Source organism: Actinophytocola sp., assembly GCF_035712165.1.
Taxonomy (GTDB): Bacteria; Actinomycetota; Actinomycetes; order Mycobacteriales; family Pseudonocardiaceae; genus DASYTH01.
The window spans coordinates 1-26076 of sequence record NZ_DASTBH010000140.1; the positions used below are offsets into that span (position 1 = coordinate 1).

Consider the following 26076-nt stretch of genomic DNA (forward strand, 5'->3'; position numbering starts at 1 on the left):
CCCCTGCCGGTTAGTTGAACCGTTCGCGGATGATCACGCGGCGGTCGCCGAGCGGGCCGTCCAACATGATCACCGCGTAGGGGTTGTCGGACGGGCCGAAGCTGACACAGCCGTACGAACCGTCCGGTCCCAGGGTGGTCCCGGGCGGCGGCGGCTTGCCGAACGTGCGCAGTTCCACCTCGACGCGATCGGCGTACTCACCGAGCAGCCGGGCCTCCTCTCCGCTGCAGTCGCTGTCCTGCAACGGAACCATCAGCGTCCGGCCGCCTTCGCCGGTGCGCACGCGCAGCGGCAGCCCGGCCTCGTCGCCGTCGTCCACCTGCTCGTTCGGCACTGCCGGAAACGGCTCCGGCGCACGCGCACCCATCGAGTGGTCCGGCGTGGCCGGCAGGCTCGTGGTCGGCGCGGGACCCGCCGCGGCGGCGCGACGGCCACCGTCGTCCGCGTCGCGGCCCCACAGCAGTACCCCGCCGACCACCAGCAGTCCGGTGACCACACCGGTCACCGCGGTGACGGCCAGCCAGTTGCGCATGCCCTGCCCCCCGTATTCCGATCTTGCGGTCGGGGGCACGCTACTCCGGTTCTCCGGAGGCGATGGCGTCCAGGGCCAGAACTGCTAGCCGTTGCGAATGATCACCTGGTGCCGACGTCGTCGACGGATGGGTGGGAACGCTGAGTGTCTCTACCGGAGCCCGTTTGTAGGGTCGGGCCGACCAGACTGTTCAACTTGGCACGCAGGTTGTCGGCATCCCCGTGGCCGAGTTGGTCGAGTTGGTCGAAGGCGCGTTTCCAGGCGGCACCAGCCGACGCCACGTCGCCTGCGGCGTGATGGGCGTCGCCGAGGGAAGCCCACACATCGGCTTCGTTGTAGCGGTAGCCGCACGCCGCTGCGGTTCCTGGCCGATGACCCCGGCGCCGGGAAGACGATCATGGCCGCGCTCTGCATCACGGAGCTGATCCTGCGCGATGACGTGCGACGGTGCCTCGTCGTCGCACCTGGCGGCCTGGTCGAGCAGTGGCAGGACGAGTTGTTGTTCAAATTCGGGCTGCGCTTCCAACTGCTGACCAACCAACTGATCGACACGAGCATCAACCTCAACGTCTTCGACACGCACCCGCTGCTGATCGCCCGGATGGACAACTCGCCCGCAATGAAGAGCTGCGAGCGCGGCTGACGGAGACCGAATGGGACCTGATCATTGTCGACGAGGCGCACCGGATGGGAGCGCACTACTTCGGCGCCAAGCTGGAGAAGACGAACCGCTTCCAACTCGGTGAGCAGCTCGGCGACATCACCCGCCATCTGCTGCTGATGACAGCCACCCCCCACTCGGGCAAGGAGGAGGACCTCCAACTTGTTCAGTCGGTGGTTGTTGTGCGGTTGCGGAGGATGCGGCGTAGGCCGAGGAGCGCGATGCCGAGCCCGATACCGGCGACGAGGAATCCGAGAAGTAGGAACAGGAAGATCGGGCTCACCCCGAGGGTGTCTCTCTCGGTCCCGTGGACGGTGCCGATGAGGAATCCGAACAGCGGGCCCAGGACCATCACCCCGCCGCCGAGGATCACCAGCCAGGCTCCCGGGACGAGCGGGATCAGCCGGATCTGGCGGCCCTTCTCGGCGTCGAGATCAGTGGTCATGAGTCGTCCTTTCCGCGGTGTGGCCCGGTGGTGAGGCGCCGTTGACACCGGGCGCGGCCTGACCGCGGATGGCGTCGAGGAACGGGCCGATGATGTCGATCGGTAGGGGGAAGACCACGGTGGAGTTGTGGTCGGCGCCGAGTTCGAGCAGGGTTTGCAGGTAGCGCAGTTGGAGGCTCGCCGGGCTCTCACTGAGCGTCTTCGCGGCGTCCCGCAGCTGCGCGGACGCCTGCAGCTCGCCGCGTGCGTTGATCACCTTCGCGCGCCGTTCCCGCTCCGCCTCGGCCTCGCGCGCCATCGCCCGCTGCATCGCCTCGGGAATCTCGACATCCTTGATCTCCACGACGTGGACCTTGACACCCCACGGCTCGGTCATGGAGTCGAGGGACTTCGCGAGGTCCTCGTTGAGGTCTGCCCGGTGCTCGAGCAGCGTGTCGAGGTCCGCGCGGCCGACGACCGAGCGCAGGGTGGTCTGGGCGATCTGGGATGTGGCGACCGCGTGGTTCTCTACCGACATCACCGACTTGACCGGGTCGACCACGTGGAAGAGCACGACGGCGTTGACCCGGGCCGGGACGTTGTCGCGGGTGATCACCTCCTGCGGCGGGATGGTCAGGGTGACGACCCGTTGGTCTACCCGGACCAGCTTGTCGAGGCCCGGCAGCAGCACCCGGACGCCTGGGCCGAGCGGCTCCCGCAACCGTCCTAACCGGAAGGTGACGCCGCGCTCGTATTCCTTCAGCACCCGCACCGAAGTCCCGGCCAGGATCAGCAGCACGAGGATGACGACGACGATCGCGATGATCACTGTGCGGCCTCCGATCCAGGCTCACGTCGGTCGGACCTGTAGCTCGACCGCCGGCGCACCACCGCGGCCGCGGCCGCTTCCCGCTCGGCGACCGCATCGTCGAGCGATCGGTGGACCATCCCCTCGGGGATGAACACGCGGTTGCGACGTAGGTGGGACCATAACGGCACGCTGAGCAGCAGTGCCACCACCACGGCTACGGCTAGGACCAGCAGCGCGTCGGGGCCGGGGCTGGTGAGCGCGATGCCGAGCGGCCACACCAGACCCAGAACCACCACCGCGCAGGCGATACCGCGGTGGAAACGCGCCGCCTCGGAGGCCGGCCACGAGTCGACCGCGCGCTGGATCTCGCGCCCGGAGCCGGATGCCGTGCAACTGTCCTTGACCGGGCAGGCGTTGCAGACCGACGGCGTGCCGCGGTAGCGCATCACGCGGTTCTGCGCGTCGAAGGACTGCGGCCACAGCCACTGATCTTGCGGGCACTGCCACGCGTCGTGGTCCTTGTGATAGACGAAGCCACCAGCCATGCCGCCTTCGGAGACCGAGGCCGCACGGCGCGCCAGCGCGTCGATGACGTGCGCAAGCCCTACCAGAGCCACGCAATAGCCGGCCGCCAGCCAGACTTCCACCGCCACGGCGGAGGCCGAGAACCCGGTCACGGCTCCTGCGTCTCGTCGCGCTGGTCGGAGGCGTAACGGCTTCGCGACCGGGGCGCCTCCCCGGCCGCGCCCGGGGAGCCGGCCAGGACCGGCAGGCCGGTGCGGTCCTGCGCCGCCTCGGCGGTCTCCTCGACGTAGAGCGTCTCCGGCGGCAGCTCGGTCGCCGTGGCCTTGATGCCGAAGCGGACGCCGAGATAGGTGATCCACAGGAACGGCAGCACGCCGCCGATGATCAGGATCAGGTCACCGGGCATTCGCATCCATTCCAGCAGCGCATTACCGGGCTCGGTGAGGTAGCCGAGCGTGCGGGCCTCGAAGTATCCGTCGTTCACCGAGTGCCACAGCTGCAGGATGCCCAGCGGGAGCAGGGTGACGAACATCATCCAGGCCAGGCCGATGTTGAGCGACCAGAAGGAGATTTTCGCCAGCTTGTCCGGCCATTTCGCCGCTGGAACGATGTAGCGCAGGGCGAACAGGGCCAGGCCGACAGCGAGCATGCCGTAGACACCCATCATCGCGCCGTGCGCGTGGTTGGCGGTCAGCGCCGTGCCGATCTGGAAGTAGGAAACGATCGGCAGGTTGATCAGGAAGCCGAAGACGCCGGCGCCGACGAAGTTCCAGAAGCCCACGGCCACCAGGAACATCACCGCCCAGCGGTGCGGGAACGGCGCACTACTGCGGGTTTGCTGCCGGGCACCAAGTTGCAGGAAGGTCCACGCCTCGACGGTCAAGAACGTCAGCGGAATCACCTCCAGGGCCGAGAAGAACGCACCGAGCGCCATGTGCTCCACCGGCGTGCCGGAGAAGTACAGGTGGTGCATGGTCCCGATCACGCCGCCCGCGGAGTAGAGGATGACGTCGAGGAAGATGATCTGGATGGCGACCTGGCGCCGGACCACGCCCAGCATCACGAAGATGTAGGCCACCATCACCGTGGTGAACAACTCCAGGAAGTCCTCCACCCACAGGTGGACGACCCAGAACCGCCAGAATTCGGCGACGGTCAGATGGCTCCCGGCGGATGCGATCATGCCGACTGCGTAGAACGCCGGAATCGCCAGGCCCGCGTAGAGGAACAGCCACGGCATGTTGAGCTTGTGTTCGGTCCTCAGCCGCGACCGGAGGCCGCGATAGACGATCGCGATCCACAGGAAGAGGCCGACGACCAGCAGGGCCTGCCAGAACTTCGGCAGGTCCAGGTACTCCCACTGCTGATCGAAGAAGATCAGCCCTTTCGCCCAGTCAGCGCCGAAGATGCTGATCCCCTCTCCGGCCAAGGAACCGACGACCACGATCACCAGCGCGCCGAGCAGACCCCATGCGAGCCAGTGCTGTCGCCGGGGCTCGCGACCCGCGATGATCGGCGTGAGGAAGACGCCGGCGGCGAGGAACGCCGCCGCCGTCCAGAACAGCGCCAACTGTAGGTGCCAGGTGCGGGCGAGGTTGAACGGCAACACCTGTGCGAGGTCGATACCGAAGAACGTGCTCAGGTCGGCGCGGTAGTGCTCGATCGCACCACCCAGCAGCGCCTGCACCAGAAAGAGCGCGGCAACGACGAAGAAGAACCACGCGGTCACCTTCTGCGCCTTGGTGATCCGCGCCTCGCCCGGCTGACGGAAGGCCAGGGCTGGTTGCTCGGAGGAGTGCCAACCGATCTTTCGGCTCCATCGGCCATAGAGTGCGAACAGCGCGCCCAGGCCGACCAACAGGGCAGTCAGCGACAGGCCCGACCAGACCACGATGTCGGCGGTGGGCGTGTTGTCGACGCGCGGCTCGGGCGGCCAGTTGTTGGTGTATGAGTAGTCGTGGCCGGGCCGCTCCGCGGCGCTTGCCCACGCTGTCCACGAGAAGAACGCGGTCAGTTCGTGGATCTCCTGGCGGTCGGTGATCACCTCAGGAATCAGGCCGTTCTTCGTGCTGTTCGTGCCGAAGAAGTCGGCGTAGTGCCTGGTGGCGTCCTCGAACGCCGAGACCTGCTCCGCGGTGAACATCAACTCGCCGCTGGCCTCGTCGTAGCGGTTCTCGCGCAACATCCGCTTGACCGCCTCGGAGGGCTCCTGCTGCCCGGAACCGGTGAGTTCGTCATTGATGTGCTCGGCAGAGATTCGGAGGTACTCCGCGGTGTAGTCCGGGCCGAGGTATCCCCCGTGACCCATCACCGAGCCGTACTGTTGCAGCCCTCGGCGCAGGAAGATCTGCTGCCCGGAGGTCACCTCCGCCCCGGTGTAGACCACCTCACCGCCCGGACCGGTCACCCGATTCGGCAACGGCATCGAGTCGGAGTAGGTCCGCAGGGCGAGCAGGCCCATCACGAAGAACCCGAAAACCATGACCAGGGCGACGCCCTGAACCCATCCCTTTGAAAGGCTCAGCTCTGCCCTCCCGGAGCCCTTCAACTCCACATCAGACAAGTTCTCGGCCCTCCGTTCGCCGACGATGGATCACGACCGTATCGACAAGTCGGATCTTGCGCAGACTGAGCGCGCTCCGTGTCAAAGGGACACTCAAGTACTCTTTCGACTGCTCGACCCTCATCCAGCCGCCCTCGGCCGGCCACCGAGCTTGGGACAGCTGTCACCCGAGCGAGTGATCGACGACGTGGCCCCGACCTCACGCTGAAGCCACCGACAACGGCGCGAAGGGACAGTGCACGAACGGATCGCTGATCGGTTCGCCCGGTCCGACCCCGTGCCCGGGTGCGGGAATTACGTGTCTGGCCTGGTCGCATTTCTGGAACGGAAAGAAGCTGTATCTGCCCCAGTCTTGGATCGACGATCGGGACCGCTGCCGTGCGGCGGACATCCCTGATGAGGTGGAGTTCGCGACCAAGTCCCTACGTGTGGGCCATCCGCAGTGTGGATCTGTTGGCTGACACCGACAACGATCGCGTGGTCGCGCACGAGGTGATCGCCGCGCAGCCGGCGAAGGTTGTCGGTCGGCGCGGGCACCCACGGCCCAGGCTAAAACGAGGCCGGGTTGGATCGCGATGACCGTGGCCCACAGGTGGGTGAGTTCGCCGTCGCGCAGCAGTGGGCGGAGTCGGTACCGGTCCGCCGGCAAGCTCCGCGCGCAGCGCCGTCTCGATCTCCGCGCGGCCTGCCGGGTGAACTCCCGGCGCACGGTCTCGTTGTGCTCGTCCACCGCCGTCGACCATCCCGGCCCGGCGCGACGGCTGCCCGTACCAGGATCACCGACCCCGGCCGGGATCCAGAGGTCGTGGACAGGCCTACCCGGTTGTGGCAGGGGTGCTTGGCACCATGGTTCCGACCCGGTTCCGGATGGTGTCGATCACATCCCACTGGGCCGTGTCGAGAGTGGCCAGTGCGGCCGGAAACACACCGTCCTGTTCGGCCAGGATGTGGTCGCGCAGCAACCGCAATGCGTCCATGAGCCGGGTGGGCCAGTCCGGGTCGGTGGGTATGCCGGCGGCGGCCGCACCGAGGACGTCCTCGATGTGCCGGTGCTGGGCGGTCAGTTCGGCGACATGGTCGGGGAAATCATCGGCCAGCGCCGGAAACAGGCCGTGCTCCTCGACCGCGCTGTGTGGGGCGAGCACGGCGGCGATCCGAGTGGCGAGGGTCGCCATCGTGGCGACGTCACCCGCGGCGTGCGCGGTCCGCACCTCGCTGATCAGGGCGACCACGTGGTCGTGTTCCCGGGTCAGCTCCGCGATCGCGTCCAGCGCCTGGCATCCGCAGTACTCACACACGTTGCAGCCCTCTCTCCACACCGGCCCGCCAGGCTCAAGTGTCGGTCGGCAAGGGTCGACCCGGCAGTGGCCAAGGCCATACCCCGACGGGACCATCGTCCCTACTCTGATCGGCAGCTACCGGGATTTCCTGAGTGGGTGACGCAGTTCGTAGACCTCGCCGCGCCATCGGCCACCGGCCGGCGGGCCGGTACCCGGGGTTCGGTGTTCGTGTGGGCCAATGTCGTGGTGCTCGGCTGGCTGGCTGTCGCGGTGGGCCTGTTGGCCGGGCACGATCTACTGGGCCTACCGGCGTGGGTTGCGCTGCACGCGCTGTTGCTCGGGGCGGTCACCAACGCGATCGTGATCTGGTCGGAGCACTTTGTCGTGGCGTTGTGCCGGGTGCCCGGCCCATCGCCGCGGCGCCTGGCGCTCGGGCTCAGCGTGCTCAACGTGTTCGTCGTCACGGCGCTCGTCGGCGTGGTGGCCGACGTGGTCGTGCTCAGCGGCGCCGGCGGCGCAGGTGTGACCGTGATCGCCACCATCCACACCGTTCACCTGCTCCGCACCAAGCGGGCCGCGGTGTTGGGCCGGTTCGGCTACCTGATCGGCTTCTACGCCGCCGCCAGCGCGGCACTGGCCGGCGGGGCGGTGCTCGGCGCGGGCCTTGCGGCGGGAGCCGGCCACTGGTACGTCCGGCTGTGGGCGGCGCACGTGCATCTCACGCTGCTCGGCTGGGTGGGACTGTCGGTGCTCGGCACCCTGTTCACCCTGTGGCCGACCACGACCGGAACCCGGATCACCGAGCGCACCGTCACGGCCGCCCGCCGCGCGCTGCCGACCCTCGGGGCGGGGCTGATCCTGGTCACCGGCGGCGTGCTCGCCGCCCAGGTATGGGTGACCGCGGCCGGCCTGTTGTGCTACGCCGCGGGAACCGCCATCGCCATCGTCGCGCTGCTGCCCACCGACACGCCGCGCGGACCGGCAGCGTGGATGCTCGCCGCGAGCACCGCCTGGCTCGGCGTCGCGGTGCTGCTCGACGCCGGCAGGCTCATCGTCGCCGGATCGATCGACGCCCTCCCCGACATCGTCACCACGATCATGCCGGTCCTCGCCGCCGGGTTCACCGCCCAGGTGCTCGTCGGCGCGCTGACCCAACTACTGCCGGTCGTGCTTGGCCGCGGACCGGCCGAGCACAAGGCTATCGCCGCGGTCCTGGAGCGCGGCGCCGTCCCACGGATCGTCGCGGCCAACGTCGCCGTTCCACTGGTGGCCCTTGGGTTGCCGCGGCCCGTGCCCGAGATCGGGTGGGCGGTCGCCGCGATCTGCCTCGCGAGTTTCGTCACACTGGCACTGCGGGTCGCGCTACCGGTGGCGCTGCGCGGCGGTCTCACCGGGCAACCCGCCGGCGAACACTCCCGGGGCACGACCACCGGTGTTCTGGTTGGACTGATCGTCGTGGTGCTCACCGTGTCCTTCGCCACCGGTGGGCGGGACGGCACCGAATCGTCCACCTCGGGCGATGCGCGCACCATCGAGGTGGTACTGACCGGGATGCGGGTCCAGCCGGACACCGTCGAAGTGCCCGCCGGCACCCGGCTCGTGTTGCGCGTGACCAACCAGGAGGCGATGCCGCACGACCTTCGGCTGGACAGCGGCGAGCGCACGCCTCGGCTCTCCCGTGGCGAGACGGCACTGCTGGATGTCGGGCCGGTCCACGCGGACCGGCAGGCGTGGTGCGCGGTCGCCGGACACCGGGCCGCCGGGATGACCATGGCCATCCGGGTGCACGGCGGACACCAGCACACCCCCGAGGATCCCGGCAATGGCCGGGAATCGGGCCCGGGCCTGAACCTCGCGGCGGACCCCGCACCCGGGTGGACACCCCGCGACGCCACGCTCCCGCCCGCCACCGGGACGCTGCACAAGGCCGACCTGAGGGTGACCGAACGGGAGGTCGAGGTCGCCCCGGGACGGCGGGAACGGCGCTGGGTCTTCAACGGTTCGGCACCCGGACCGGCGCTGCGCGGCCGGGTGGGTGACCAGTTCGAGATCACCCTGATCAACGAGGCCGAGCTGGGACACGGGATCGACTTCCACGCCGGCGCGCTGGCCCCGGACCAGCCCATGCGCACCATCGCGCCCGGCGAGCGGCTGGTCTACCGGTTCACCGCGACCCGCGCGGGCGCCTGGCTCTACCACTGCAGCACCATGCCGATGTCGCAGCACATCGCCAACGGCATGTACGGCGCGGTGATCATCGACCCACCCGGACTGCCCGCCGTGGACCGCGAGTACCTCCTGGTCAGCTCCCAGCTCTACCTCGGCGAACCAGGCAGCGACGGTCAGGTGAGCAAGATCGGAGACGGAGAGCCGGACGGGTGGACGTTCAACGGCATGGCCGCCCAGTACGACCACGCCCCACTGACCGCCCACGGCAACGAGCGGGTGCGGATCTGGGTCGTCAACGCCGGACCCGGTGACACCACGGCCTTTCACGTCGTCGGAGCCCAGTTCGACACCGTCTACCGGGAAGGTGCCTGGCTGCTGCGGCCGACCGAAACCGCCGGCGGCGCCCAGGTGCTGGACCTGGCACCGGCCCAGGGCGGCTTCGTCGAGCTGACGTTCCCCGAGCCGGGCCATTATCCCTTCGTCGACCACGACATGCGGCACGCCGAAAACGGCGCCCACGGCACCTTCACGGTCACGGCGCCCCAATGATCGACATCTGGACCCTCGTACGGTTCCTGCACGTTCTCGGCGCCGTCGTGTGGGTGGGCGGACAGCTGACCATCACCGTCGTCCTGCTTCCACCCGTCCGCCGGATACTGGCGGTGGCCGACCGGGCCGAACTGCTGCGTGCGGTGGGCAAACGGTTCGCGATCGTGACCGCCGCGCTGTTCCTGCCCATCCAGGTCAGCACCGGCATCCTGCTGGCCGGCCGGCACGGCGTCACCTGGGCGGCGCTGCTGCACCCCGGCTACGGCCGAACCCTCGCGGCCAAACTGCTCCTGTTCACCGTGGTCATGATCGCCGCGATCCTGCACGGCATCGCGCAGGCCGGAAACCGGCCGGCCGCGGCAAGAACCGCCGCCATCACCGCACTGATCGGCTCGATCGGCGTCGTGCTGCTCGCTACCAGCCTTGTGGAAGCGTGACCCCGAGCCGGCCGGTGTCGTGGGTGGTGTTCGGCTGCCTCCGGTGGCACCCTGGCCCACGACCCCAATCACCCAGATGATGGACCAAGGCGGGCGGGCTGCGCTGGACCTGGCGGGTGAACTACGACGGCTACGGCGCCCTGGGCACCGACCGCTACCCGCCCTTTATCCTCGCCGAGGTGGCCAACTACTCGCGCGACCTCGCCGCATCCGTTGCCGAGCAACACGTCCTGGCCACGCCGGTGGATCCGGGCCCGAGCCGCGGCGCCGCCCCGCAGGCCTGCCAACCGGAACGGTCCGTCCACTGGGAGCTCATCGACAATGAACAGCGCGGACCGCACCGGCGCAGGCTGGCACCGGGTGGCATCAGGACGGTCTACGGCGCCGAGCTGCTTGATCGCCGCGGAGCCGAGTTCACCGCGTTCGCGTTCGTAGTGGTGCGCTGACTTCGTGCAGGTGGCGCAGCACCCAGGCGTAAGAGGCCAGCAGGCCACATTGGGTGTAGGAGACGCCGTGCCGGGTGCAGAAGTCGTGGACGAGTGCCTGTGCGCGCCGGAGGTTGGGTCGGGGCATGCTGGGGAACAGGTGGTGCTCGATCTGGTAGTTGAGGCCACCGAGGAGGAAGTCCACCCACCGGCCGCCGGAGATGTTGCGGGACGTGAGCACCTGCTTGTACAGGTAGCCGACCTTGTCGTCCTTGGCCAGCATCGGCATGCCCTTGTGGTTGGGAGCGAAGGAGCACCCGAGGTACACACCCATCAGGCCCTGGTGCACCAGGATGAACACCCCCGCCTTGAGTGGGGAGAGTACGAGGAACACCAGGAGCAGCGAGCCGACCAGGTTGGTCACGAGGAGCACCGCCTCCAGCGCGACGGACCTGACCTCACGTCGCAGCACCGCCTGAACGCTGGCGATGCGCAGCATCACCGCTTCGGACATCAGCAGCGGGATGAACAGGATCGCCTGATACCTGGTCACCCAGCGGAGCAGGCCGCGCTTGCCGAGTGCCTGTTCCCGGCTGAACGCCAACGCGGGGATCTCGATGTCGGGATCGTGGTCCTCGTGGTTGGGATGGGCGTGGTGCTGGTTGTGCTTGCCGACCCACCACTCGTAGCTGAACCCGGTGACGGCACCATGCGCGTATCCGGCGAGGTCGTTGGCCCACCGAGAGCTGAAGATCTGACGGTGGCCGGCGTCGTGACCCATGAATCCGAACTGGGTGAACACCATCGCCAGATACGCCGCGATGAGCAGCTGCCACCAGGAGTCGCCGACCAGCACGAACGCCACCGTGCCTACGGCCAACATCATCACGTTGACCGTGATCCGCACGGCATAGTACGCGTACCGACGCCGGAGCAGCCCTTCCCTCCGGACCATCCTGGACAGCTCCGAGAATTCGCTGCCCCGCCGCGCCGCGGGCGGGGGTGCCGGCGACACGTCAGCTACCGGCATGGCTGTCAACCTCGTTGTGCGAATGATCCACGATCGGCTCCCAACGCTTTGTGACCGACCGCTACCGATCCCTCAACGCCATGCGCGCAAAGACAAGTACGGCCTGCTCAGTGACGATGTGGTCGTCGAACGCAGGGTCCGGGCGCTGTTGACGGCGTAGCAACGACGCTAGCACCAGCAGCACCGACCGGACAGCGACCGCGACCCGTCGTTGGCGTTCCGACCTGCGTTGTTCACCCGAAAGTGATTCGCCCGGCGCCTGTCCTCCGCACGTTCGAGGACCGAAGGGACCGATCGTGCTGAGGCCGCGAATCAAGGACCGCACTGCCCGTCGTGCTGCCCGGCAACCGCATCACGCTGGGACTTCGGCAGGACGGTGTCGCGGCGGAGAACGAGGACGACACCGGGGCGGTCGAGCGGATCCTCACGCTGATGGACGGCACCCGCGACCACGGCCGGAATCCGCGCGGTGTCGCGGGGACCATCCGGACATCGACCGGACTCGGTGGACGAGGCGGTCGACGACGTCATCGCGGCCGGCTTCGCCGAGGACGCGGCGGCACCGGATCGGCGGTCGCCCAGAGCCTGGTGGCGAGCGGTGTCGGCGCACTGCATTGCGCTGAGTTCGACGTGGTAGAGGAGCCGAACCTGTGCCGGCAGCTCCTCTACACCGAGCACGACATCGGCGCCTCGAAGCTGTCACCGGGCAGATGTGCGCACTCGAGGTGGTCTATCACCTCGGTGGCCTGCCAACGCAGGTACGCGGGCGGATGCTGCACTGGAGCCTGGTCCGATGGGATCACCAGTACTTCGTTCGAGATACAGCGCCGCTCGGACTGCCCGGCCTGCGGCACACCATGATCAGCCAGGATGCCGTGCTGCGGCTGCACCCGCTGGCATTCCCCGACGGTCCCCCAGAATGCGGCGTCGTCGAACACCCACGCGTTCGCCTCGGCGATCAATCGGATCGGATCTGATCCGGCGGCCGCACCTCGGCACGGAAAGCCAGTCCCCGTAACAGATTCCACAGTTCTGGCGCGTCCGCCTCGGTGAGCGCGACCCCCGCCGGCCACACCCGCTCGCGCAGTGACAGCCCGAACGCGACGGCCACGACGACGATCATCGCATCGGCGAAGATGGCCACCGGCACGGCCGACCCAGTGGGATACCCGGAAAACACCAGAACCACGATGAGCGCGATCAGGCCGGCAACGATTCCGATTGCCAGCAGGTAGAAGCCGACCAGCAGCGACATCGCCAGCACGATCCGCGCGCCCACCCCACGATGGTATGGCGTGCCGGCCGCCGCGGCGGAGCGATGTCGCCCACCACCGACAGACATACCGCCCAACGACGAGCCGGCCGAACGGGCGGCGCTCACCGCCTACTGCCTGAACCGGGCACGCTGTCTGACCGGGCGAGGCGGTTGACAGTGACCAAATCGAACAAATATTCGGTATAGTTGAGGTGAGCGGTGCTTGTCGACATGGCCGGGAGACTGAGCATGAAGGGTGACCGGGTCGAGATCGTGGTGGATGCCGGCGACTCGACCCGCACCTACGACGTCGTGGCGACGCGAGCCGGTCGGCGGGTAGAGGTCAGCATCGGTCGCGGCGTGGTCGAGGTCGTGGAGGTCACCCGCACCGGCACGCCGATTCGCACTGCGCGGTTCATGGCAAGCAAGGTTCTCGCACTCGTCGAACACCCGATGGCATCCCGGAAGCTCGATGGTGAACGGAAGGACTGAGCTGCGGGAATTGCCACTCAGTGTTGCTCGGTGAACGCCAGGCGGACCCCGAGCCCCACGAACAACCCGCCGGTGATCCGCGTCCGCCACCAGGCCAGCCGCTCGTTGGCCGTGATCCGCGCCGACATGGCGTGCGCCGCCAAGCTCAACACGCAGTCCCATGCCACACTCAGCCCGGCCAGCATCAGGCCCAGCGCGAGAAACTGGGCCAGCACCGCTCCCCCTCCCGGGTCGACGAACTGTGGCAGGAACGCCAGAAAGAACAACGCCACCTTCGGATTGAGCACACCGACCAGCACCGCGCTGAGGTAACCACCCGGGCGGCCGCGCGGAGCGGGATCCGGGCGACCACCGGACCGCCAGGCGAGCACGCCGAGCAGCACCAGATACCCGGCGCCGACCAACTTGACCATGGTGAACGCGGTCGTCGAGGCCGCCAGCACTGCAGACAACCCGAATCCGGCCGCAACGGCATGGAGCACGGTGCCGGTGTTGAGGCCCAACGTGGCGGCGAGTCCCCTGCGGAAGCCACCCGTGATGCTGCGGGCCAGCACCAGCGCCTGGCCCGGGCCGGGCAGAAGCACGATGGTCACGCTGGCAACCAGAAAGGCCGCCAGGGTCGAGGCGGAGAACACGACACGGAGGCTAGCCGTGGCCACCGACAACCAGCCCGGCGCCGATAACGCCGCGCGGAACGGTGACGTTTCGTATTCGAGAGGGTGACTTCTCCGGCCGCCGTTGACCCTCTAACGACTTGCGGGGCGGAACCGAGCGGCGCGGATACGGCCCTCGCGGCGATGAGACTCGCGAGCGACCTTACGCCGCAGACAGGCCGCGAGGAAGTCCTGGTGTGCCCAGGACTCCGCTCTGGCCCGCTCGGCGGGGAGCCGGCACCCGCTTGTTCGGTGGCTTACTTGGATTCGACGCGTCCGAGCGGGTTGCGGTCGGCAGTCAGTGTGTCGCGCGCCGCCTGCCACGCGGATTCCTCGCAGTTGAGGGTGGTGCGGAGATAGGCCCACGTCAGCCGCTGTACCGCGGCGACTCGCTCAGGGTTCTCGTCGGTGGTCTCGGCGACGTCGTATCCGGAGATCCCGCCGAGCCCGTGCTCCGCGTCGAACAGGGTGAGCAGCGACTTGGGCCCCGGCGAAAGGAAGTACGGATCGGCGTGCCAGTCCGCGCCCGCGACCGTCAGGTGGGTGGAGGTGTCCTTGTCACCGGCGACCACGAGTGCGGGTGTCGTCATGGTGGAGAAATCCATCGTCGAGAAGAACGGGTAGTTCTGCGCCACGAACTCGGTGAGGGCATCGCCGCCCCGGCCGGGCGCGGCGAGCAGCACCCCCGCTGTGATCCGGGGCTCGGCCAGGTTCACTTCCGTTGCGTGGTCGGGATCGATGAGCGTCGCGCCCAGCAGCAGGCTCGCGGTGTGACCGCCCATCGAGTGCCCGGCGACGGCGATCCTGCTTCGGTCCAGCCGCCCGGACAGCTGCGGGACCGCGGCCTCGATCTCGTCGAGCCGGTCGAGGATGCGCGTGATGTCCTCGGCCCGGGAACGCCAGAACATCGGCGCCCCGGGGGTGTCGGGACTCAGGTTCAGCGTCCGGGAGCTCAGATGGGTCGGCTGGATCACGACGAATCCGTGCGCCGCCCAGAAACTGGCGAGCGGGGCGTAACCGTCCAGCGAGGAGAGGTGGTTCGAGTAGCCCTGGCCGTGCGAGAAAACGATGATCGGCAGTTGGCCGCCGGTCACCGGCGCGGAGACGCGCACCCGCAGATCCACGGCACGGCCGGGAGCCGGCAGCACCACCGGGCTGACCGAGAGGACGGGAGCGGGTGGGGAGGTGGATGCGGTCATGATGGGGTTCCCTTCGCTGCACTACACTCAAGCGGAGCATCGTTCCGGAACGATACGGAGCAGTGTTCCGCTTTGTCAACGGCGACCGGGAGGAGAGCGCGGTGTCCGCATCCGGCGAGGTGCCAACCCGCAGCAAACGGGCTGACGCCCTGCGCAACCAGCAGACACTGCTCGCCGCAGCGGCCGCGGTCTTCGTCACCTCCGGTGTCGACGCGCCGATCCGCGAGATCGCGGCGAAGGCCAGGGTCGGGATGGGCACGATCTACCGTCACTTCCCCACCCGGGCGGATCTCATCGCGGCCGTCTACCGCCACCAGGTCGAGGCATGCGCCGAGGCCGGCACGGCTCTGCTGGCCGGTGCCGGCTCGCCGTTCGCGGCACTGGGCGAGTGGGTCGACCTCTTCGTGGATTTCCTCGTCACCAAGCACGGACTGGCCAACGCGATGCAATCGGACAGCAGCGGCTTCGAGACGCTGCACGCCTACTTCCTCGACCGCCTGGTACCCGTCTGTGCGCAGTTACTCGACGCCGCGGTCGACGCCGGTGAAATCCGGCCCGGCACGCACGCCTACGAACTGATGCGCGGCATCGGCAACCTCTGCATCGGAGGCGACAACCGCCAGCGCTATGACCCGCGTCGATTGGTCGGACTGCTCCTTCGGGGACTGCGGCAGCCGCCGCCGTGAACCGGAGTCACCTCGACCAGTGCTCGCAGGACCTCGGGCCGGCTGGGGATCGCCTACGAGGAGCAGGCGATCGCCTGGACCGAGGCGCCGGCCACCCTCGGCCAGCTCTGGAATCACCTGGTTCGTTTTCCTGGCCCTGCAACTGATCCCCGGGCTGGTCGCGTTCCGGCTCGACTGCGAGCGACTCGCTCCGCTGGACGGGGGATTCGTCCCGGTGGTCGCTGATCGAGGCACGACATGCCCGGGTCCCGCATTGCGGATAAATCGTCCAATTCGTGGACAAAACTGATTTCTGCACCAGTGGAATGGCACGTCCTACGTCGCTGATTGTCAAGTCCACAGGTATGTCCACACAAGACGATCGATTGGTGAATCCATATGGGTGAACCTCCGATCGAAGGCCTGGACGCACACTGGTAAGCGGGCACAATCGAGCGCGCCAGATCGGCCTGGGCGCATGGGAAGTGAGCCGACAGTGACACCACAGGTGAGTGTCGATCCGACCATCGCCCACGAAGCCCTGATGCTGCGGCTATCCGGCGCCGTGGACCGGTCGACCGCCGGGGATGTCATGGCTGCGTTGCTGGACGCGACCGCCAGGCTGACACCGCCGGCGCTGGTCATCCTGGATTTGCGGAACCTGGAACTGCTGGCCGGCGAGGGCGTGCGCACCCTGCGGCAGTTCGCCGATTCCGGTCGGGTGTGCGGTGTGCACTGCCGGCTGCTGATCGAACCCGGCAGTATCGTTGCGCGGACCCTGGATTTCGCGGATCCCGCCCGGCAACTGCCCCGGTACGCCGACCTCCAGCAGGCGCTGACCAAACCCGTCATCTCCACCGCGGAGCCGGGTGAACGGCCCTCCGGAGCCGGCGTGGACGGGCTGATCGGCCAGTTCGAGTCGTTGACCCGTACCGTGCTGGGCGCCACCACGGTCGCCGACGCGCTCGACCACATCGTGCACGCCACCCGGCTCGTCATCCCCGGCTGCGACCTGGTCAGCGTGACCCTGCTCGATCCAGCGAATGCGTTCTTCACGCCGGCTCAGACCGCTCGGTTCGCCACCGAACTCGACCAGGTGCAGTACCGCAGCGGCAGGGGACCCTGCGTGGACGCGAGCCGCGCCGAAGGACCCGCCTACGTCGCCAGCGCCGACCTGCGCATCGACCACCGCTGGCCCGAGTTCGCAGCCGCCGCCACCGGCCACGGTTTGCGGGCGATCATCTGCACCGCCCTGCTGCCCGGTCCCGGATCGGCCTGGCTGTCCGGCGCGCTCACCGTCTACTACCGCCGGGCACACGGTCTGATCGAGGCCGACCGGCACGCCGCCCTGCTGCTGGCCACCCACGCCTCGCTCGCCCTCGCGCACGCCCGGACCGCGGAACTGGCCGGCCTGAGACAGGCCCAACTCCACCGCGCCATCGACACCCGCGACATCATCGGCCAGGCCAAAGGAATCCTCATGAACCGCCAGGGCATCACCGCCGAGGAGGCCTTCGACCTGCTGTCCAAGGCCTCCCGGCAGCTCAACATCAGACTCCTCGACCTCGCCACCGACCTGGCCACCCGGCACACCGAGCTCGACGTGCCACCGTCGGCGACGAGCGAACCGGAGTAAACGGTGCTGGACGACGCGAACGAGGACAACGCCAGCCAGCTGGCGCGTCGGGTGGGTGAGAGCGACGTGGTTCGAAAGATCTACGACCAACTGCCTGTGCTGACGTTCGCGGTCGACGGTCCCGAGCACCGCATCGTGGCGACCAACGCGGGCTACCGCCAGGCGATGGGTCGCGAGGAGTTGGTCGGGTTGACCTATCGGGAAGCGGTCCCCGAGGTGGTGGGTCAGCAGGTCTTCGAGACCCTCGACCGGGTGTATGAGACCGGACAGCCCGAGTCCGGGCGAGCCTGGCGCGCGCAGTACGACCGCACTGGCACCGGTGAGCTCGACGAGCTGTTCTTCGATTTCACCGTCTCGCCTCGTCGTGATTCGCACGGGCAGGTCATCGGGATGTCAGTGGTCGCGTTCGATGTCACCGAGCAGGAGCGGGCCCGGCGCCAGGCGCAGCGCGAGACCGCCGAAGCCGAGCAACGCTACGAGCAGGCCCGGGATGTGATCACCAGCCTGCAACGCCAATTGCTGCCCCCCGGCCTGCCCGTTCTGCCCTCGGTCCGGCTGGCTGGCAGCTACCTGCTCGCCGACGGCGACAACGCCGCGGGCGGTGACTGGTTCGATGCGGTCCCGCTTTCCGACGGCCGGGTCGCGCTGGTCGTGGGCGACGTCGTCGGGCACGGCGTGGCGGCCTCGGCGGCGATGGGCCAGCTGCGGGCGGTACTGCAGGACCGCTTGGACGAGACCGGAGACATTCTGACCGCGCTGGCCGCCGCCGACCGCATGGCGACCCGAGTACCTGACGCCCACGCCGCGACCGTGTGCATCACCGTCCTCGATCCCGTCGACGGCACCCTCGTCTACGGCTCGGCCGGACACCCACCGCCGCTGGTCATCACCCTCGAGGAACCTCGCTACCTGCCGGCGTCCGGTTGCGGACCGTTGGGCACCCAGGCCACCTACACCGTGGCCAAGGATCAACTCGGAGTCGGCGAGGTGGTGCTGCTCTACAGCGACGGCATCATCGAACGCCCCGGCCGGCGACCCGCCGCCGCGACCGCGGAACTGGCCACGGTAGCTGCCGACACCGTCGCCGGTCGCGCGCTGCGCGACCCAGGCCTCGACGCGGTTGAGCGAGCCTGCACGCAAATCCCCGAAATGCTGGTGCGCGCCACCGGGCACACCGACGACATCACCCTGCTCGCCGCGCAACGCATCACGCCGGTCGAACCCCTACACCTACGCCTCGACGCCGACCTACCCGCGATCACCACCAGCCGCCTCGCCGTGCACCGCTGGCTGCGCGAGCACGCGGTCGGCCACGACGATCACAGCGCACTGCAGCACGCCGTGATCGAGCTGGTCACCAACGCCGTCGAGCACAGCCATCCCGACTCCGTGGAGGGCACCGTCACCGTCACCGGCACCCTCGACCCCGCCGGAGTGGCCCGCATCAACGTCACCGACGACGGGCACTGGCACGAACGCGCCCGGCCCAACAGTGACCAATTCCGCCGCGACCACGGCATCGGACTCGCCCTGACCAGCCAACTCGTCGACCATCTCGACATCAGCCACAGCCCCAACGGCACCACGGCCACCGTGCACCACCGGCTCACCCACCCCGCCAGACTGCTCACCGCCGACCACATCACCCACGGGCGTGGCCCCACCGACGCCCGCCAAGACCCACCCGAGCCGACACTGATCGTGGACCAACCCCACGCATCCGCCAGTCGGATCGCCGTCCACGGCCCACTCGACGCCACCACCAGCGACCACTTCGCCCACGAACTCGACCGGCTCACGCTCGGCCACACCCACCCCCTCACCATCGACCTCACCGCGGTCACCCACCTCGCCAGCGCCGCCGTCGCCGTCCTACACCGCGCCACCACCCACCACACAACCAACACCGCGCTACGGCTCTACGCCCCCGCCGGCAGCCCCGCCCACCACATCCTCGCCCTGGTCAACCTCCCCCACACCACCACCGACCCCACCGGTCCAGCTAGCCCGAACCACACAACACACAGCGACCCACAGCACGACCCAGAAGATCACCAGCCAGCCCCCTAGCGACGTGAGGTGTGTCAAGGATCCGCCGCGGCCAGGCTGCTCGAGCCTTCGAGCGGTCTCATCGCGCTCGTGAGGGTCGGGCCTGGGGTGGACTGGAATTGGTCTCCTGCTGGCCGTTCAGTCCTGTCCGAAAGTTTGGTCAGCCGGTAGGTCGATATCCGTCGGCTCAGACAACACCACACGTCACGGACGTAAGCGCTCCCTTGATACCCTCCGGGACCTTGTCATTGACGTCCGTCCTGGATGAGCTCAAACAACGCGGCAACCGGAACACCCGCAGCGCCCGGAAAGCCCGCGTCGATCATCGCGTCCTGCGGCAACGGCACGCGCGCGGCAATACTCGCCAGCAACTCACCGAACCACGGCATCCTGGGGTGCTCCGTGGGTGCTCGGCGGCGGCGTTGCCACCCGACACGGCGCGCTCTTAACCAGCGGGTTCGGGGTTCGAGTCCCTGGCGGCGCACACCTGTTACCAGCGGAAACGGGCCGAGGCCATGCCTCGGCCCGTGATCGTTTGGGCGTGATGTTAGGGAATTGCTAGGCAGTGGCCGGTCGTCGTCGGCGGGGCACGAGTTTTGGCGGCGGCTTCGGCGGCGTATTGGCCGACGCCGGGCAGCAGGTGGCAGTAGGTGTCGGCGGTGATGGTGTAGGTGGAGTGGCCCAGGCGCTTGGACACGATCGCGATGTCGATGCCGGCGGCCAGCTGCAGCGACGCGGCGAGGTGGCGTAGGTCATGGAAGCGACAGCGACGCAGGCCGGCGAGCGGCGGTGAGCCGCCGGAACCGGTGTGACACGGTGGCCGGGTGCCAGGGCCGGCCGTCCGGGCCGGTGAACACGAAGCCACTGTCGTGACTGCCGGCGGTGAGGGTGTCGCGACGCTGCCGTAGGCGCAGGAAGTGCAACATGCTTGCGGTGCCGCGGTCGAGGTCGACGATGCGGTCCTCGCCGCTGCGGGTCTTGGGTTTGCCGATGGTCAGGCCGGCGCCGATGTCGCGGATCTGGCGACGGACCACCAGCACGCGACGCTGGGTGTTCACATCGGTCCAGCGCAGGCCACACAGCTCACCTCGGCGTAGTCCGGTATGACCGGCCACTCGAAACAGCGCTGCCATCGGGTCGTGCGTGTCCTGCAGGTAGTCCAGCAACGCTCCGTACTCCTGCGGGCTCCACGGCTGGACCTTGGCCCGTGTGCGGCGCGGCACTTCGGCGTATCGGGCCGGATTGGACGCAACCTCACCGGCGCGCACCGCCGCGTTGAGCGCGGCGTGCAAGGCGCCATGCAGCCGAACCACAGAGGTGGGGCCGAACGGTCGCGGGCGGCGGATCGGGCGCGGTGCTCGACCGGTCGCGGCGGCCCGGATGTTCTCCTGCTCCTGCAAGCGGTCCGCCGCTGCGATCGCCGCGTCCAGGGCGGTGATGTCAGCAACCCGCAGCCGGGACAGCCGAACCGCGCCCAGCCGCGGCATGAGGTAGTCGTGCAGTCGTTGGCGGTAGCAGCGGGCGGTGGTCGGGCGCAGCGTTCCGGCGGTGGTTTCGGTCGTGAACCACTGCTGCAGCCACTCCCCCACGGTCATCGACGGGTGCGTCGGCCAGTGCCCGGCGCGGTAGGCGTCGACCACTGTCGCCCTGGCCGCAGCCTCGTCGGCGGCGCTGGCGCACCCGGCCTTGGTCACCTGACGGCGCCGACCGCCGATGCGCGTCCGAGTTCGGCGGAGAAACAGAACCCGTGTCGTCGACAGCGCTGCGCACTCGTCGTGGCAGCCTTGAAACACGCCGACGAACCTGGCCTTCCTCATCATGGTCACCACCGATCATGATCAGCACTCAGGGTTGGCATGCATTGCTGCGGCTAGGGTTTTGCAAGGGAACGAAACCTTCAGAGGCCTTCGGCCTTGCTCTGCCGCGATGCAGGGCCCGCTGTGGAGTTCGGGATGTCCGTTGACGCCACTTGGCCGCGTGTGGATCAACAGAAACGGAATGCACCAGGCTGACCGCCGAAGATCAGATGTGGCGCGACCACTCTGACGTTGCGACTGATCACAACGATGCCGACCTCTCGAACGGATTCTCGACCTATTTCCGGGTTTGCAGTCAGGGGGCCAGGCTGAGTTGGGCTTGGTGGAAGCCGAAGTGCCGGGTGGGGAATCGGTACACGTCCGCGAGGGTCATCACGTCGCGGAAGAACGGGTCCCAACGGGTCGGGTAGTGCATGGTGCGTGCCAGGTTAGTGTCGGATTCGCGGTCCAGGCGTCGGTGCAGCGAGGCGATGACGCGGTCGAACAAACGCAGGAGTGCCCGTCGGGGCAGGACCGTGCCGGCGAGCCAGGAACCGGCGAAGTTCATGGCGTCGAAGGGCACAGTCGCGGCGTTGAGGAACTGGGCGAAGGTCCGACCTACAGGCTCGGGCAGTCGGCTGAAGATCACGACAAGGGTGCGCAGCGCGCGGATAATCAGGAAGCCGAGCAGCATGTGGAACAGCAACTGTTTGTTGTTCCACCGAGTTCCCGCCGACTTCCGGCGCAGATCCGTACGGGACGCGTTCGTCAACAGCTCGTGGAACGACACGCGCACCCGCTCCATCTCCTCGTGCACCGCAGAACGATCCATCCGCCGATTGTCTGCTCGCAGGGCTGAGGCCTCCCTCAGGTGTTGGCCTCGGCGCCGGTCCGTGCGGTGCTGCTCGAGTCGGCCCAAGTCCTCGTTGCTGCTTCCAGTTGGCCAGTGAGCTTGGTCGGTTGTCGTCATCAGGACGGGTGGTTGAGGAATCAACCAGTGGGGTCGCGTGTTCTCGCGGGTATGAAGAACATCGGTTTCTTGTCGTTCGGGCACTGGTCGGACAGTCCGCACTCGCAGACCAGGTCGGCGTCGGAGGCGTTGCTGCAGGCTGTCGAGCTGGCCGTGGCCGCGGAGGAGTTGGGCGCGGACGGTGCGTACTTCCGGGTGCACCACTTCGCCCGGCAGCTCTCCTCGCCGTTTCCGTTGCTGGCCGCGGTCGGGGCGAAGACCGAACGCATCGAGATCGGTACCGCGGTGATCGACATGCGGTATGAGAATCCGATGTACATGGCCGAGGACGCCGGCTCGGCGGACCTGATCGCCGGTGGCCGGTTGCAGCTGGGCATCTCCCGGGGCTCACCGGAGCAGGTGATCGAGGGGTGGCGCTATTTCGGCTACCAGCCCAGCGACGGCGACACCGACGCCGACCTGGCCCGCAAACACGCCGAGGTCCTCCTCACGGTGCTGGAGGGCAAGGGGTTCGCCCAACCCAACCCGCATCCGATGTTCGCCAACCCGCCGGGGCTGCTGCGCGTCGAGCCGCACTCGCCGGGGTTGCGCGAGCGGATGTGGTGGGGTGCCGGTTCCAACAGCACCGCAGTGTGGGCGGCCGAGCACCGCATGAACCTGATGAGCTCGACCCTGAAGAACGACGAGGGCGGGGCGCCGTTCCACGTTCAGCAGGCCGAGCAGATCCGGGCGTTTCGCAAGGCATGGGCCGAAGCAGGCTGGCAGCGCGAGCCGCGCGTGTCGGTATCGCGCAGCATCTTCGCGCTCACCTCCGAGCTGGACCACGCCTACTTCGGCCGTGACGCCGAGAGCAGCGACCAGGTCGGTTACCTCGACGCCGACACCAGGGCGATCTTCGGCCGTACCTACGCCGCTGAACCCGACGTGCTGGTCGCGCAGTTGGCCGGGGACGAGGCGATCGCCGAGGCCGACACCCTGCTGCTGACCGTGCCCAACCAACTCGGCGTCGACTACAACACGCACCTGCTCGAGGACATCCTCACCCACGTCGCCCCCGGACTCGGCTGGCGCTGAACCCACAACTGACAGGCAGGGAACGCACCACGGTCGCCGAAGATCGGGGGAATGCGCGCTCGTGCCGATGAGTGGATGTCCGGTATCAGGCGCGCTCTCGTCCTTTCCGGGAGCTGTTCATGAAGTTGGCGTGTCGGCCCGTGCCAGTTGCGGCTTCTTGAACACGACAGGGTCTCCAACGCGCATGCGCTCACTCTCCTCGTGCCGTTGGCCTTGCTGTTCACCCGGCTTCTGGTTGGCGTCTAGGTATGGACTCCCGAAGCTGACCCGAGGGGCAAAGTAGCGATCAGGTCGTTGCGCGGGTTCGGGCGAGGGCCCGGTACACCGTGGAGCGGTACTCTCGCCGGATGGCACCATCGGCGGCGGCTGACACGGTGATGGTGACCCGTGTCGTGCCGCCGATGGCACCGGCCCGTTACGTGGTCCGCGAGCACCTGCTCGGACCACTGCGCGTCGCCGTCGAGGACCCGCGTGTCGCTCTGGTGCTGCTCAGCGCTGCGGCCGGCGCGGGCAAGACGACCCTGCTGGGCGCGCTCGCCGACGAGTTCGGCTACCGGCGCAACCAGGATGTCGCGTGGCTGCAGGTCGACGCCGTCGACCGTGACCCGTCACGGTTCTGGTCCGGCGTCGCTGCAGCCGTCGACCGCGTCCGGGCGGGCGTCGCCGAGGTCGTCGCGGGTGCCGCCCGGGCCACCGGCGGTGCCGGCGAGGCAACGGTTCCGGTGCTGGTGAACCTGCTCGACGCCGGATCGCCTCTGTTGATCGTGCTCGACGACCTCCACCTGGTCGACAGCCCCACCGTGCACAACGGACTGACCCTGCTCCTGGACCGGCTGCCGCCGCAGGTCACCGTCGCCATCGGCAGCCGGACCGACCCGCCGCTGCGCCTGGGCCGGCTCCGTGTCCGGGGTCGGATGATCGAGCTCCGCACAGACGACCTGCAGTTTCATGTCGCCGAGGCGGCCGCCATGCTCGGCACCGCGCACGGCCTGGACACCGCTCAGATCGAGCAGGTGTGCCGACGCACCGAGGGGTGGGCCGCCGGCCTGGTACTGGCCGGCCTGTCGTTGCGACGCAGCGACGACACGCAGACCTTCGTCGACTCCTTCGGCGGTGCCGACGGCCTGGTCTCCAACTACCTCGCCGACGAGCTGCTCGACAGCCTCGCCGACCACGACCGCGACACCCTGCTCGCCAGCTGCGTGGTCGACCGGCTCTGCGGGCCGCTCGTCGACCACCTCACCGGACGCGACGACGGGACGCAGTGGCTGGTCCGGCTCGCCGCCGCCAACCAGCTGCTGCGGCCCCTGGACAGCACCGGCACCTGGTACCGACACCACCAGCTCGTGCTCGACCTGCTGCGGGCCGAGGCCACCCGCTCGCTGCCCGACCGGCTGCCTGAACTGCATCGCCGGGCCGCGACCTGGTTCGGCGAGCACGGCGAGCCCGAACCGGTCGTGCGGCACCTGGTCCTGGCGGGCGACCGGCTGCAGGCCGCCGCCGTCCTGGCCGCGGGTCTGGGCTGGCGACTGATCGCCGCCGGCGCCGCCGACACGCTGCACCGCATGCTGGCAGAGGTCGGCGACGCCGCCGATTCCATCACGGGATGCGTGCTCCAAGCGGGCTGGTGCGCGTTGCTGCGTAACGAGATCGACCTCGCCCAGCAACGCCTGACCCGCGCCCGCGCGATGCGCGAGGACGACAACCGCGCCTGGGACCCACTCTACGACGCCCTGGAGATCAACATCGCGCTGTTCCGGGGCACCGTCGCCGCCGCCCTCGATGCGGCGCTGCCCGTGCTCGCCGCCGACCGGCTGAGCGAGCTGATGTCGCCGATGGCCACATCCGTCGGAATGGCGCTGGCCTGGGCGGGCCGGCTGGCCGACGCCCGGTGCACCCTCGAGATCGCCCGGCAGCGGGCCGCGGTCGATGCGGCCGCCACGGTCGACGTCCTCTCCTGGATTTACCTCGCCCTGGCCGAGGCCGAGGTCGGAACGCGGATCGCCGCCCACGATGCCGCCGACCGCGCGATCGAGTCCGCCCGGCAGCGCGGTCTGGCCGGCTATCACCGGCTCGCCATGGCCCACGCCGTCCGGGCCGCCACCGCCACCGACCCGGCCGCGGTGGCGAGCGACGTCGACCGCGCGCTGGAGCTGGCCCGCCGACCGCTCGGCGCGCTCGACGCCGGGTACGTGTACGCCGTCGCCGCCGACGTCCGCTTGACCGCAGGCGCGCCCGACGGTGCCGATCTGCTGCAGCACGCGCAGGAGATCGCCGACCGCTGTCCCGACCCTGGCGTGCTTGGCTCGCGGCTACGCCGGATCCGCGACCGGCACCGCCTGGCCCAGTCCATCCCTACCAGCACGCCCGGGCCGGTCGAGCCGCTGACCGACCGGGAACTCGCCGTGCTGCGCCTGCTGCCTGGTCAGCTGTCCCAGCGGCAGATCGCCGCCGAACTGTTCGTCTCGCTCAACACGGTCAAGACCCACAGCCGCGGCATCTTCCGCAAGCTGGCCGCACGGGACCGGCGCCACGCCGTGCAATGCGCCCGCGAGCTGGGCCTGCTGTAGGTCCGCTTCTCGTGTTGTGACCCGGTCGGGTTTCACCCGGGTGAGGTGAGCGTCCGGGTGAAGCCGGCGCGACGGTCCCGGTGGAACGTGGCTCGGGAAACACGTCGCCGACCAATAGGACGTCAATCATGAGCAAGACCGGCAGCAGCGACGGTCGTGGCCCGACGGCCAGACGACGGGCGAGCGGAGTTGGGATGAGCGTGGAAGGGGCGACCAGGGAGAACGTCCGCAGTTGGTTCGTTCGAGGCCGGCTCGTCGGCGCCGCGGCGATCGCGTTCGCGGTGTCGGTGGTGATAGAGAACGCGGTGTAC

The 26076-nt window shown here is 68.7% G+C and carries 25 protein-coding genes and 2 pseudogenes; 11 read left to right on the plus strand and 16 right to left on the minus strand.

Annotated features, from left to right (window positions below; all coding sequences use genetic code 11):
* Positions 1-10: 10 nt before the first annotated feature.
* Positions 11-532, minus strand: a complete 522-nt coding sequence (locus tag VFO68_RS07685; RefSeq protein WP_325157476.1) for a hypothetical protein — start codon at positions 530-532, stop codon at positions 11-13.
* Between the two features lie 397 nt (positions 533-929).
* Here VFO68_RS07685 and VFO68_RS07690 point away from each other — a divergent pair, with 397 nt between their 5' ends.
* On the plus strand, positions 930-1175 hold the full coding sequence (locus tag VFO68_RS07690) for a hypothetical protein (RefSeq protein ID WP_325157477.1): 246 nt from the start codon (positions 930-932) through the stop codon (positions 1173-1175).
* Positions 1176-1359: 184 nt separating this feature from the next.
* On the opposite strand, the gene VFO68_RS07695 is transcribed toward VFO68_RS07690, so the two are convergent.
* The 5 genes from VFO68_RS07695 to VFO68_RS07715 all read right to left on the minus strand — a co-directional run bounded on the left by VFO68_RS07695 (position 1360) and on the right by VFO68_RS07715 (position 6814).
* Positions 1360-1638, minus strand: coding sequence for a hypothetical protein (locus tag VFO68_RS07695; protein ID WP_325157478.1), 279 nt, complete (start codon positions 1636-1638; stop codon positions 1360-1362).
* Positions 1628-2446, minus strand: a complete 819-nt coding sequence (locus VFO68_RS07700; protein ID WP_325157479.1) for a slipin family protein — start codon at positions 2444-2446, stop codon at positions 1628-1630. Before VFO68_RS07700 ends, VFO68_RS07695 begins: the two co-directional genes overlap by 11 nt.
* Positions 2443-3105 carry a hypothetical protein gene (locus VFO68_RS07705; RefSeq protein ID WP_325157480.1) on the minus strand — a complete coding sequence of 221 codons (663 nt, stop codon included), beginning with the start codon at positions 3103-3105 and terminating at the stop codon, positions 2443-2445. Before VFO68_RS07705 ends, VFO68_RS07700 begins: the two co-directional genes overlap by 4 nt.
* Positions 3102-5435: a nitric-oxide reductase large subunit gene (locus VFO68_RS07710; protein ID WP_325157481.1), complete on the minus strand. Its 2334-nt coding sequence runs from the start codon at positions 5433-5435 to the stop codon at positions 3102-3104. Before VFO68_RS07710 ends, VFO68_RS07705 begins: the two co-directional genes overlap by 4 nt.
* Positions 5436-6331: 896 nt before the next feature.
* The gene (locus tag VFO68_RS07715; RefSeq protein WP_325157482.1) at positions 6332-6814 is read right to left on the minus strand and encodes a hemerythrin domain-containing protein; all 483 of its coding nucleotides are present in this window, start codon (positions 6812-6814) and stop codon (positions 6332-6334) included.
* Between the two features lie 138 nt (positions 6815-6952).
* On the opposite strand from VFO68_RS07715, the gene VFO68_RS07720 reads away from it, so the two are divergent.
* From VFO68_RS07720 to VFO68_RS07730, 3 genes are all read left to right on the plus strand, one after another.
* Positions 6953-9514, plus strand: a complete 2562-nt coding sequence (locus VFO68_RS07720; protein WP_325157483.1) for a multicopper oxidase domain-containing protein — start codon at positions 6953-6955, stop codon at positions 9512-9514.
* Positions 9511-9951: a hypothetical protein gene (locus VFO68_RS07725; protein WP_325157484.1), complete on the plus strand. Its 441-nt coding sequence runs from the start codon at positions 9511-9513 to the stop codon at positions 9949-9951. Before VFO68_RS07720 ends, VFO68_RS07725 begins: the two co-directional genes overlap by 4 nt.
* A 116-nt stretch (positions 9952-10067) precedes the next feature.
* Complete coding sequence (locus tag VFO68_RS07730) at positions 10068-10397, plus strand: hypothetical protein (RefSeq protein WP_325157485.1); 330 nt, start codon at positions 10068-10070, stop codon at positions 10395-10397.
* On the opposite strand, the gene VFO68_RS07735 is transcribed toward VFO68_RS07730, so the two are convergent.
* Positions 10366-11331: an acyl-CoA desaturase gene (locus tag VFO68_RS07735; RefSeq protein ID WP_325157486.1), complete on the minus strand. Its 966-nt coding sequence runs from the start codon at positions 11329-11331 to the stop codon at positions 10366-10368. The genes VFO68_RS07730 and VFO68_RS07735 overlap by 32 nt on opposite strands.
* Before the next feature lie 507 nt (positions 11332-11838).
* Here VFO68_RS07735 and VFO68_RS07740 point away from each other — a divergent pair.
* Positions 11839-12045, plus strand: a pseudogene (locus VFO68_RS07740) (hypothetical protein); the annotation flags it as partial.
* Positions 12046-12071: 26 nt separating this feature from the next.
* Here the strand turns inward: VFO68_RS07740 and VFO68_RS07745 are convergent.
* On the minus strand, positions 12072-12368 hold the full coding sequence (locus VFO68_RS07745; RefSeq protein ID WP_325157500.1) for a hypothetical protein: 297 nt from the start codon (positions 12366-12368) through the stop codon (positions 12072-12074).
* Positions 12365-12685 (minus strand): hypothetical protein, encoded by a 321-nt coding sequence (locus VFO68_RS07750; protein WP_325157487.1) that lies wholly within the window; start codon positions 12683-12685, stop codon positions 12365-12367. Before VFO68_RS07750 ends, VFO68_RS07745 begins: the two co-directional genes overlap by 4 nt.
* A 225-nt stretch (positions 12686-12910) precedes the next feature.
* On the opposite strand from VFO68_RS07750, the gene VFO68_RS07755 reads away from it, so the two are divergent.
* Complete coding sequence (locus VFO68_RS07755; RefSeq protein ID WP_325157488.1) at positions 12911-13153, plus strand: hypothetical protein; 243 nt, start codon at positions 12911-12913, stop codon at positions 13151-13153.
* 17 nt (positions 13154-13170) lie between these two features.
* On the opposite strand, the gene VFO68_RS07760 is transcribed toward VFO68_RS07755, so the two are convergent.
* Together VFO68_RS07760 and VFO68_RS07765 are read right to left on the minus strand one after the other, a co-directional pair.
* The gene (locus VFO68_RS07760; protein ID WP_325157489.1) at positions 13171-13746 is read right to left on the minus strand and encodes a LysE family translocator; all 576 of its coding nucleotides are present in this window, start codon (positions 13744-13746) and stop codon (positions 13171-13173) included.
* Between the two features lie 317 nt (positions 13747-14063).
* The gene (locus VFO68_RS07765; RefSeq protein ID WP_325157490.1) at positions 14064-15005 is read right to left on the minus strand and encodes an alpha/beta hydrolase family protein; all 942 of its coding nucleotides are present in this window, start codon (positions 15003-15005) and stop codon (positions 14064-14066) included.
* 101 nt (positions 15006-15106) lie between these two features.
* Here VFO68_RS07765 and VFO68_RS07770 point away from each other — a divergent pair, with 101 nt between their 5' ends.
* From VFO68_RS07770 to VFO68_RS07780, 3 genes are all read left to right on the plus strand, one after another.
* On the plus strand, positions 15107-15691 hold the full coding sequence (locus VFO68_RS07770) for a TetR/AcrR family transcriptional regulator (protein ID WP_325157499.1): 585 nt from the start codon (positions 15107-15109) through the stop codon (positions 15689-15691).
* 487 nt (positions 15692-16178) lie between these two features.
* A complete protein-coding gene (locus VFO68_RS07775) occupies positions 16179-17306 on the plus strand; it encodes an ANTAR domain-containing protein (protein ID WP_325157491.1) in 1128 nt (375 codons plus the stop codon).
* 3 nt (positions 17307-17309) lie between these two features.
* A complete protein-coding gene (locus tag VFO68_RS07780) occupies positions 17310-19376 on the plus strand; it encodes a SpoIIE family protein phosphatase (protein ID WP_325157492.1) in 2067 nt (688 codons plus the stop codon).
* Between the two features lie 224 nt (positions 19377-19600).
* On the opposite strand, the gene VFO68_RS07785 is transcribed toward VFO68_RS07780, so the two are convergent.
* The 5 genes and pseudogenes from VFO68_RS07785 to VFO68_RS07800 form a co-directional block, all read right to left on the minus strand.
* A complete protein-coding gene (locus VFO68_RS07785; protein WP_325157493.1) occupies positions 19601-19744 on the minus strand; it encodes a hypothetical protein in 144 nt (47 codons plus the stop codon).
* Between the two features lie 158 nt (positions 19745-19902).
* Entirely contained in the window at positions 19903-20052 is a 150-nt protein-coding gene (locus VFO68_RS07790) for a hypothetical protein (RefSeq protein WP_325157494.1), read from the minus strand.
* A pseudogene (locus tag VFO68_RS34240) lies at positions 20053-20130 on the minus strand (hypothetical protein); the annotation flags it as partial.
* Positions 20108-21049, minus strand: coding sequence for a tyrosine-type recombinase/integrase (locus tag VFO68_RS07795; protein ID WP_325157495.1), 942 nt, complete (start codon positions 21047-21049; stop codon positions 20108-20110). The pseudogene VFO68_RS34240 and the gene VFO68_RS07795, both read right to left, overlap by 23 nt.
* Before the next feature lie 418 nt (positions 21050-21467).
* Positions 21468-21983, minus strand: a complete 516-nt coding sequence (locus tag VFO68_RS07800) for a DinB family protein (protein WP_325157496.1) — start codon at positions 21981-21983, stop codon at positions 21468-21470.
* 189 nt (positions 21984-22172) lie between these two features.
* Between VFO68_RS07800 and VFO68_RS07805 the strand changes: the two genes are divergently transcribed.
* Together VFO68_RS07805 and VFO68_RS07810 are read left to right on the plus strand one after the other, a co-directional pair.
* Complete coding sequence (locus VFO68_RS07805) at positions 22173-23195, plus strand: LLM class flavin-dependent oxidoreductase (RefSeq protein WP_325157497.1); 1023 nt, start codon at positions 22173-22175, stop codon at positions 23193-23195.
* A gap of 347 nt (positions 23196-23542) precedes the next feature.
* On the plus strand, positions 23543-25765 hold the full coding sequence (locus VFO68_RS07810) for a LuxR C-terminal-related transcriptional regulator (RefSeq protein WP_325157498.1): 2223 nt from the start codon (positions 23543-23545) through the stop codon (positions 25763-25765).
* The last annotated feature ends 311 nt before the right edge of the window (positions 25766-26076 follow it).

Coding starts and splice junctions, on each gene's coding strand:
- VFO68_RS07685 (WP_325157476.1), bottom strand. CDS start 532: ATGCGCAACTGGCTGGCCGTCACCGCGGTGACCGGTGTGGTCACCGGA.
- VFO68_RS07690 (WP_325157477.1), top strand. CDS start 930: ATGGCCGCGCTCTGCATCACGGAGCTGATCCTGCGCGATGACGTGCGA.
- VFO68_RS07695 (WP_325157478.1), bottom strand. CDS start 1,638: ATGACCACTGATCTCGACGCCGAGAAGGGCCGCCAGATCCGGCTGATC.
- VFO68_RS07710 (WP_325157481.1), bottom strand. CDS start 5,435: ATGGTTTTCGGGTTCTTCGTGATGGGCCTGCTCGCCCTGCGGACCTAC.
- VFO68_RS07725 (WP_325157484.1), top strand. CDS start 9,511: ATGATCGACATCTGGACCCTCGTACGGTTCCTGCACGTTCTCGGCGCC.
- VFO68_RS07735 (WP_325157486.1), bottom strand. CDS start 11,331: ATGGTCCGGAGGGAAGGGCTGCTCCGGCGTCGGTACGCGTACTATGCC.
- VFO68_RS07755 (WP_325157488.1), top strand. CDS start 12,911: ATGAAGGGTGACCGGGTCGAGATCGTGGTGGATGCCGGCGACTCGACC.
- VFO68_RS07765 (WP_325157490.1), bottom strand. CDS start 15,005: ATGACCGCATCCACCTCCCCACCCGCTCCCGTCCTCTCGGTCAGCCCG.
- VFO68_RS07785 (WP_325157493.1), bottom strand. CDS start 19,744: ATGCCGTGGTTCGGTGAGTTGCTGGCGAGTATTGCCGCGCGCGTGCCG.
- VFO68_RS07800 (WP_325157496.1), bottom strand. CDS start 21,983: ATGGATCGTTCTGCGGTGCACGAGGAGATGGAGCGGGTGCGCGTGTCG.
- VFO68_RS07805 (WP_325157497.1), top strand. CDS start 22,173: ATGAAGAACATCGGTTTCTTGTCGTTCGGGCACTGGTCGGACAGTCCG.
- VFO68_RS07810 (WP_325157498.1), top strand. CDS start 23,543: ATGGCACCATCGGCGGCGGCTGACACGGTGATGGTGACCCGTGTCGTG.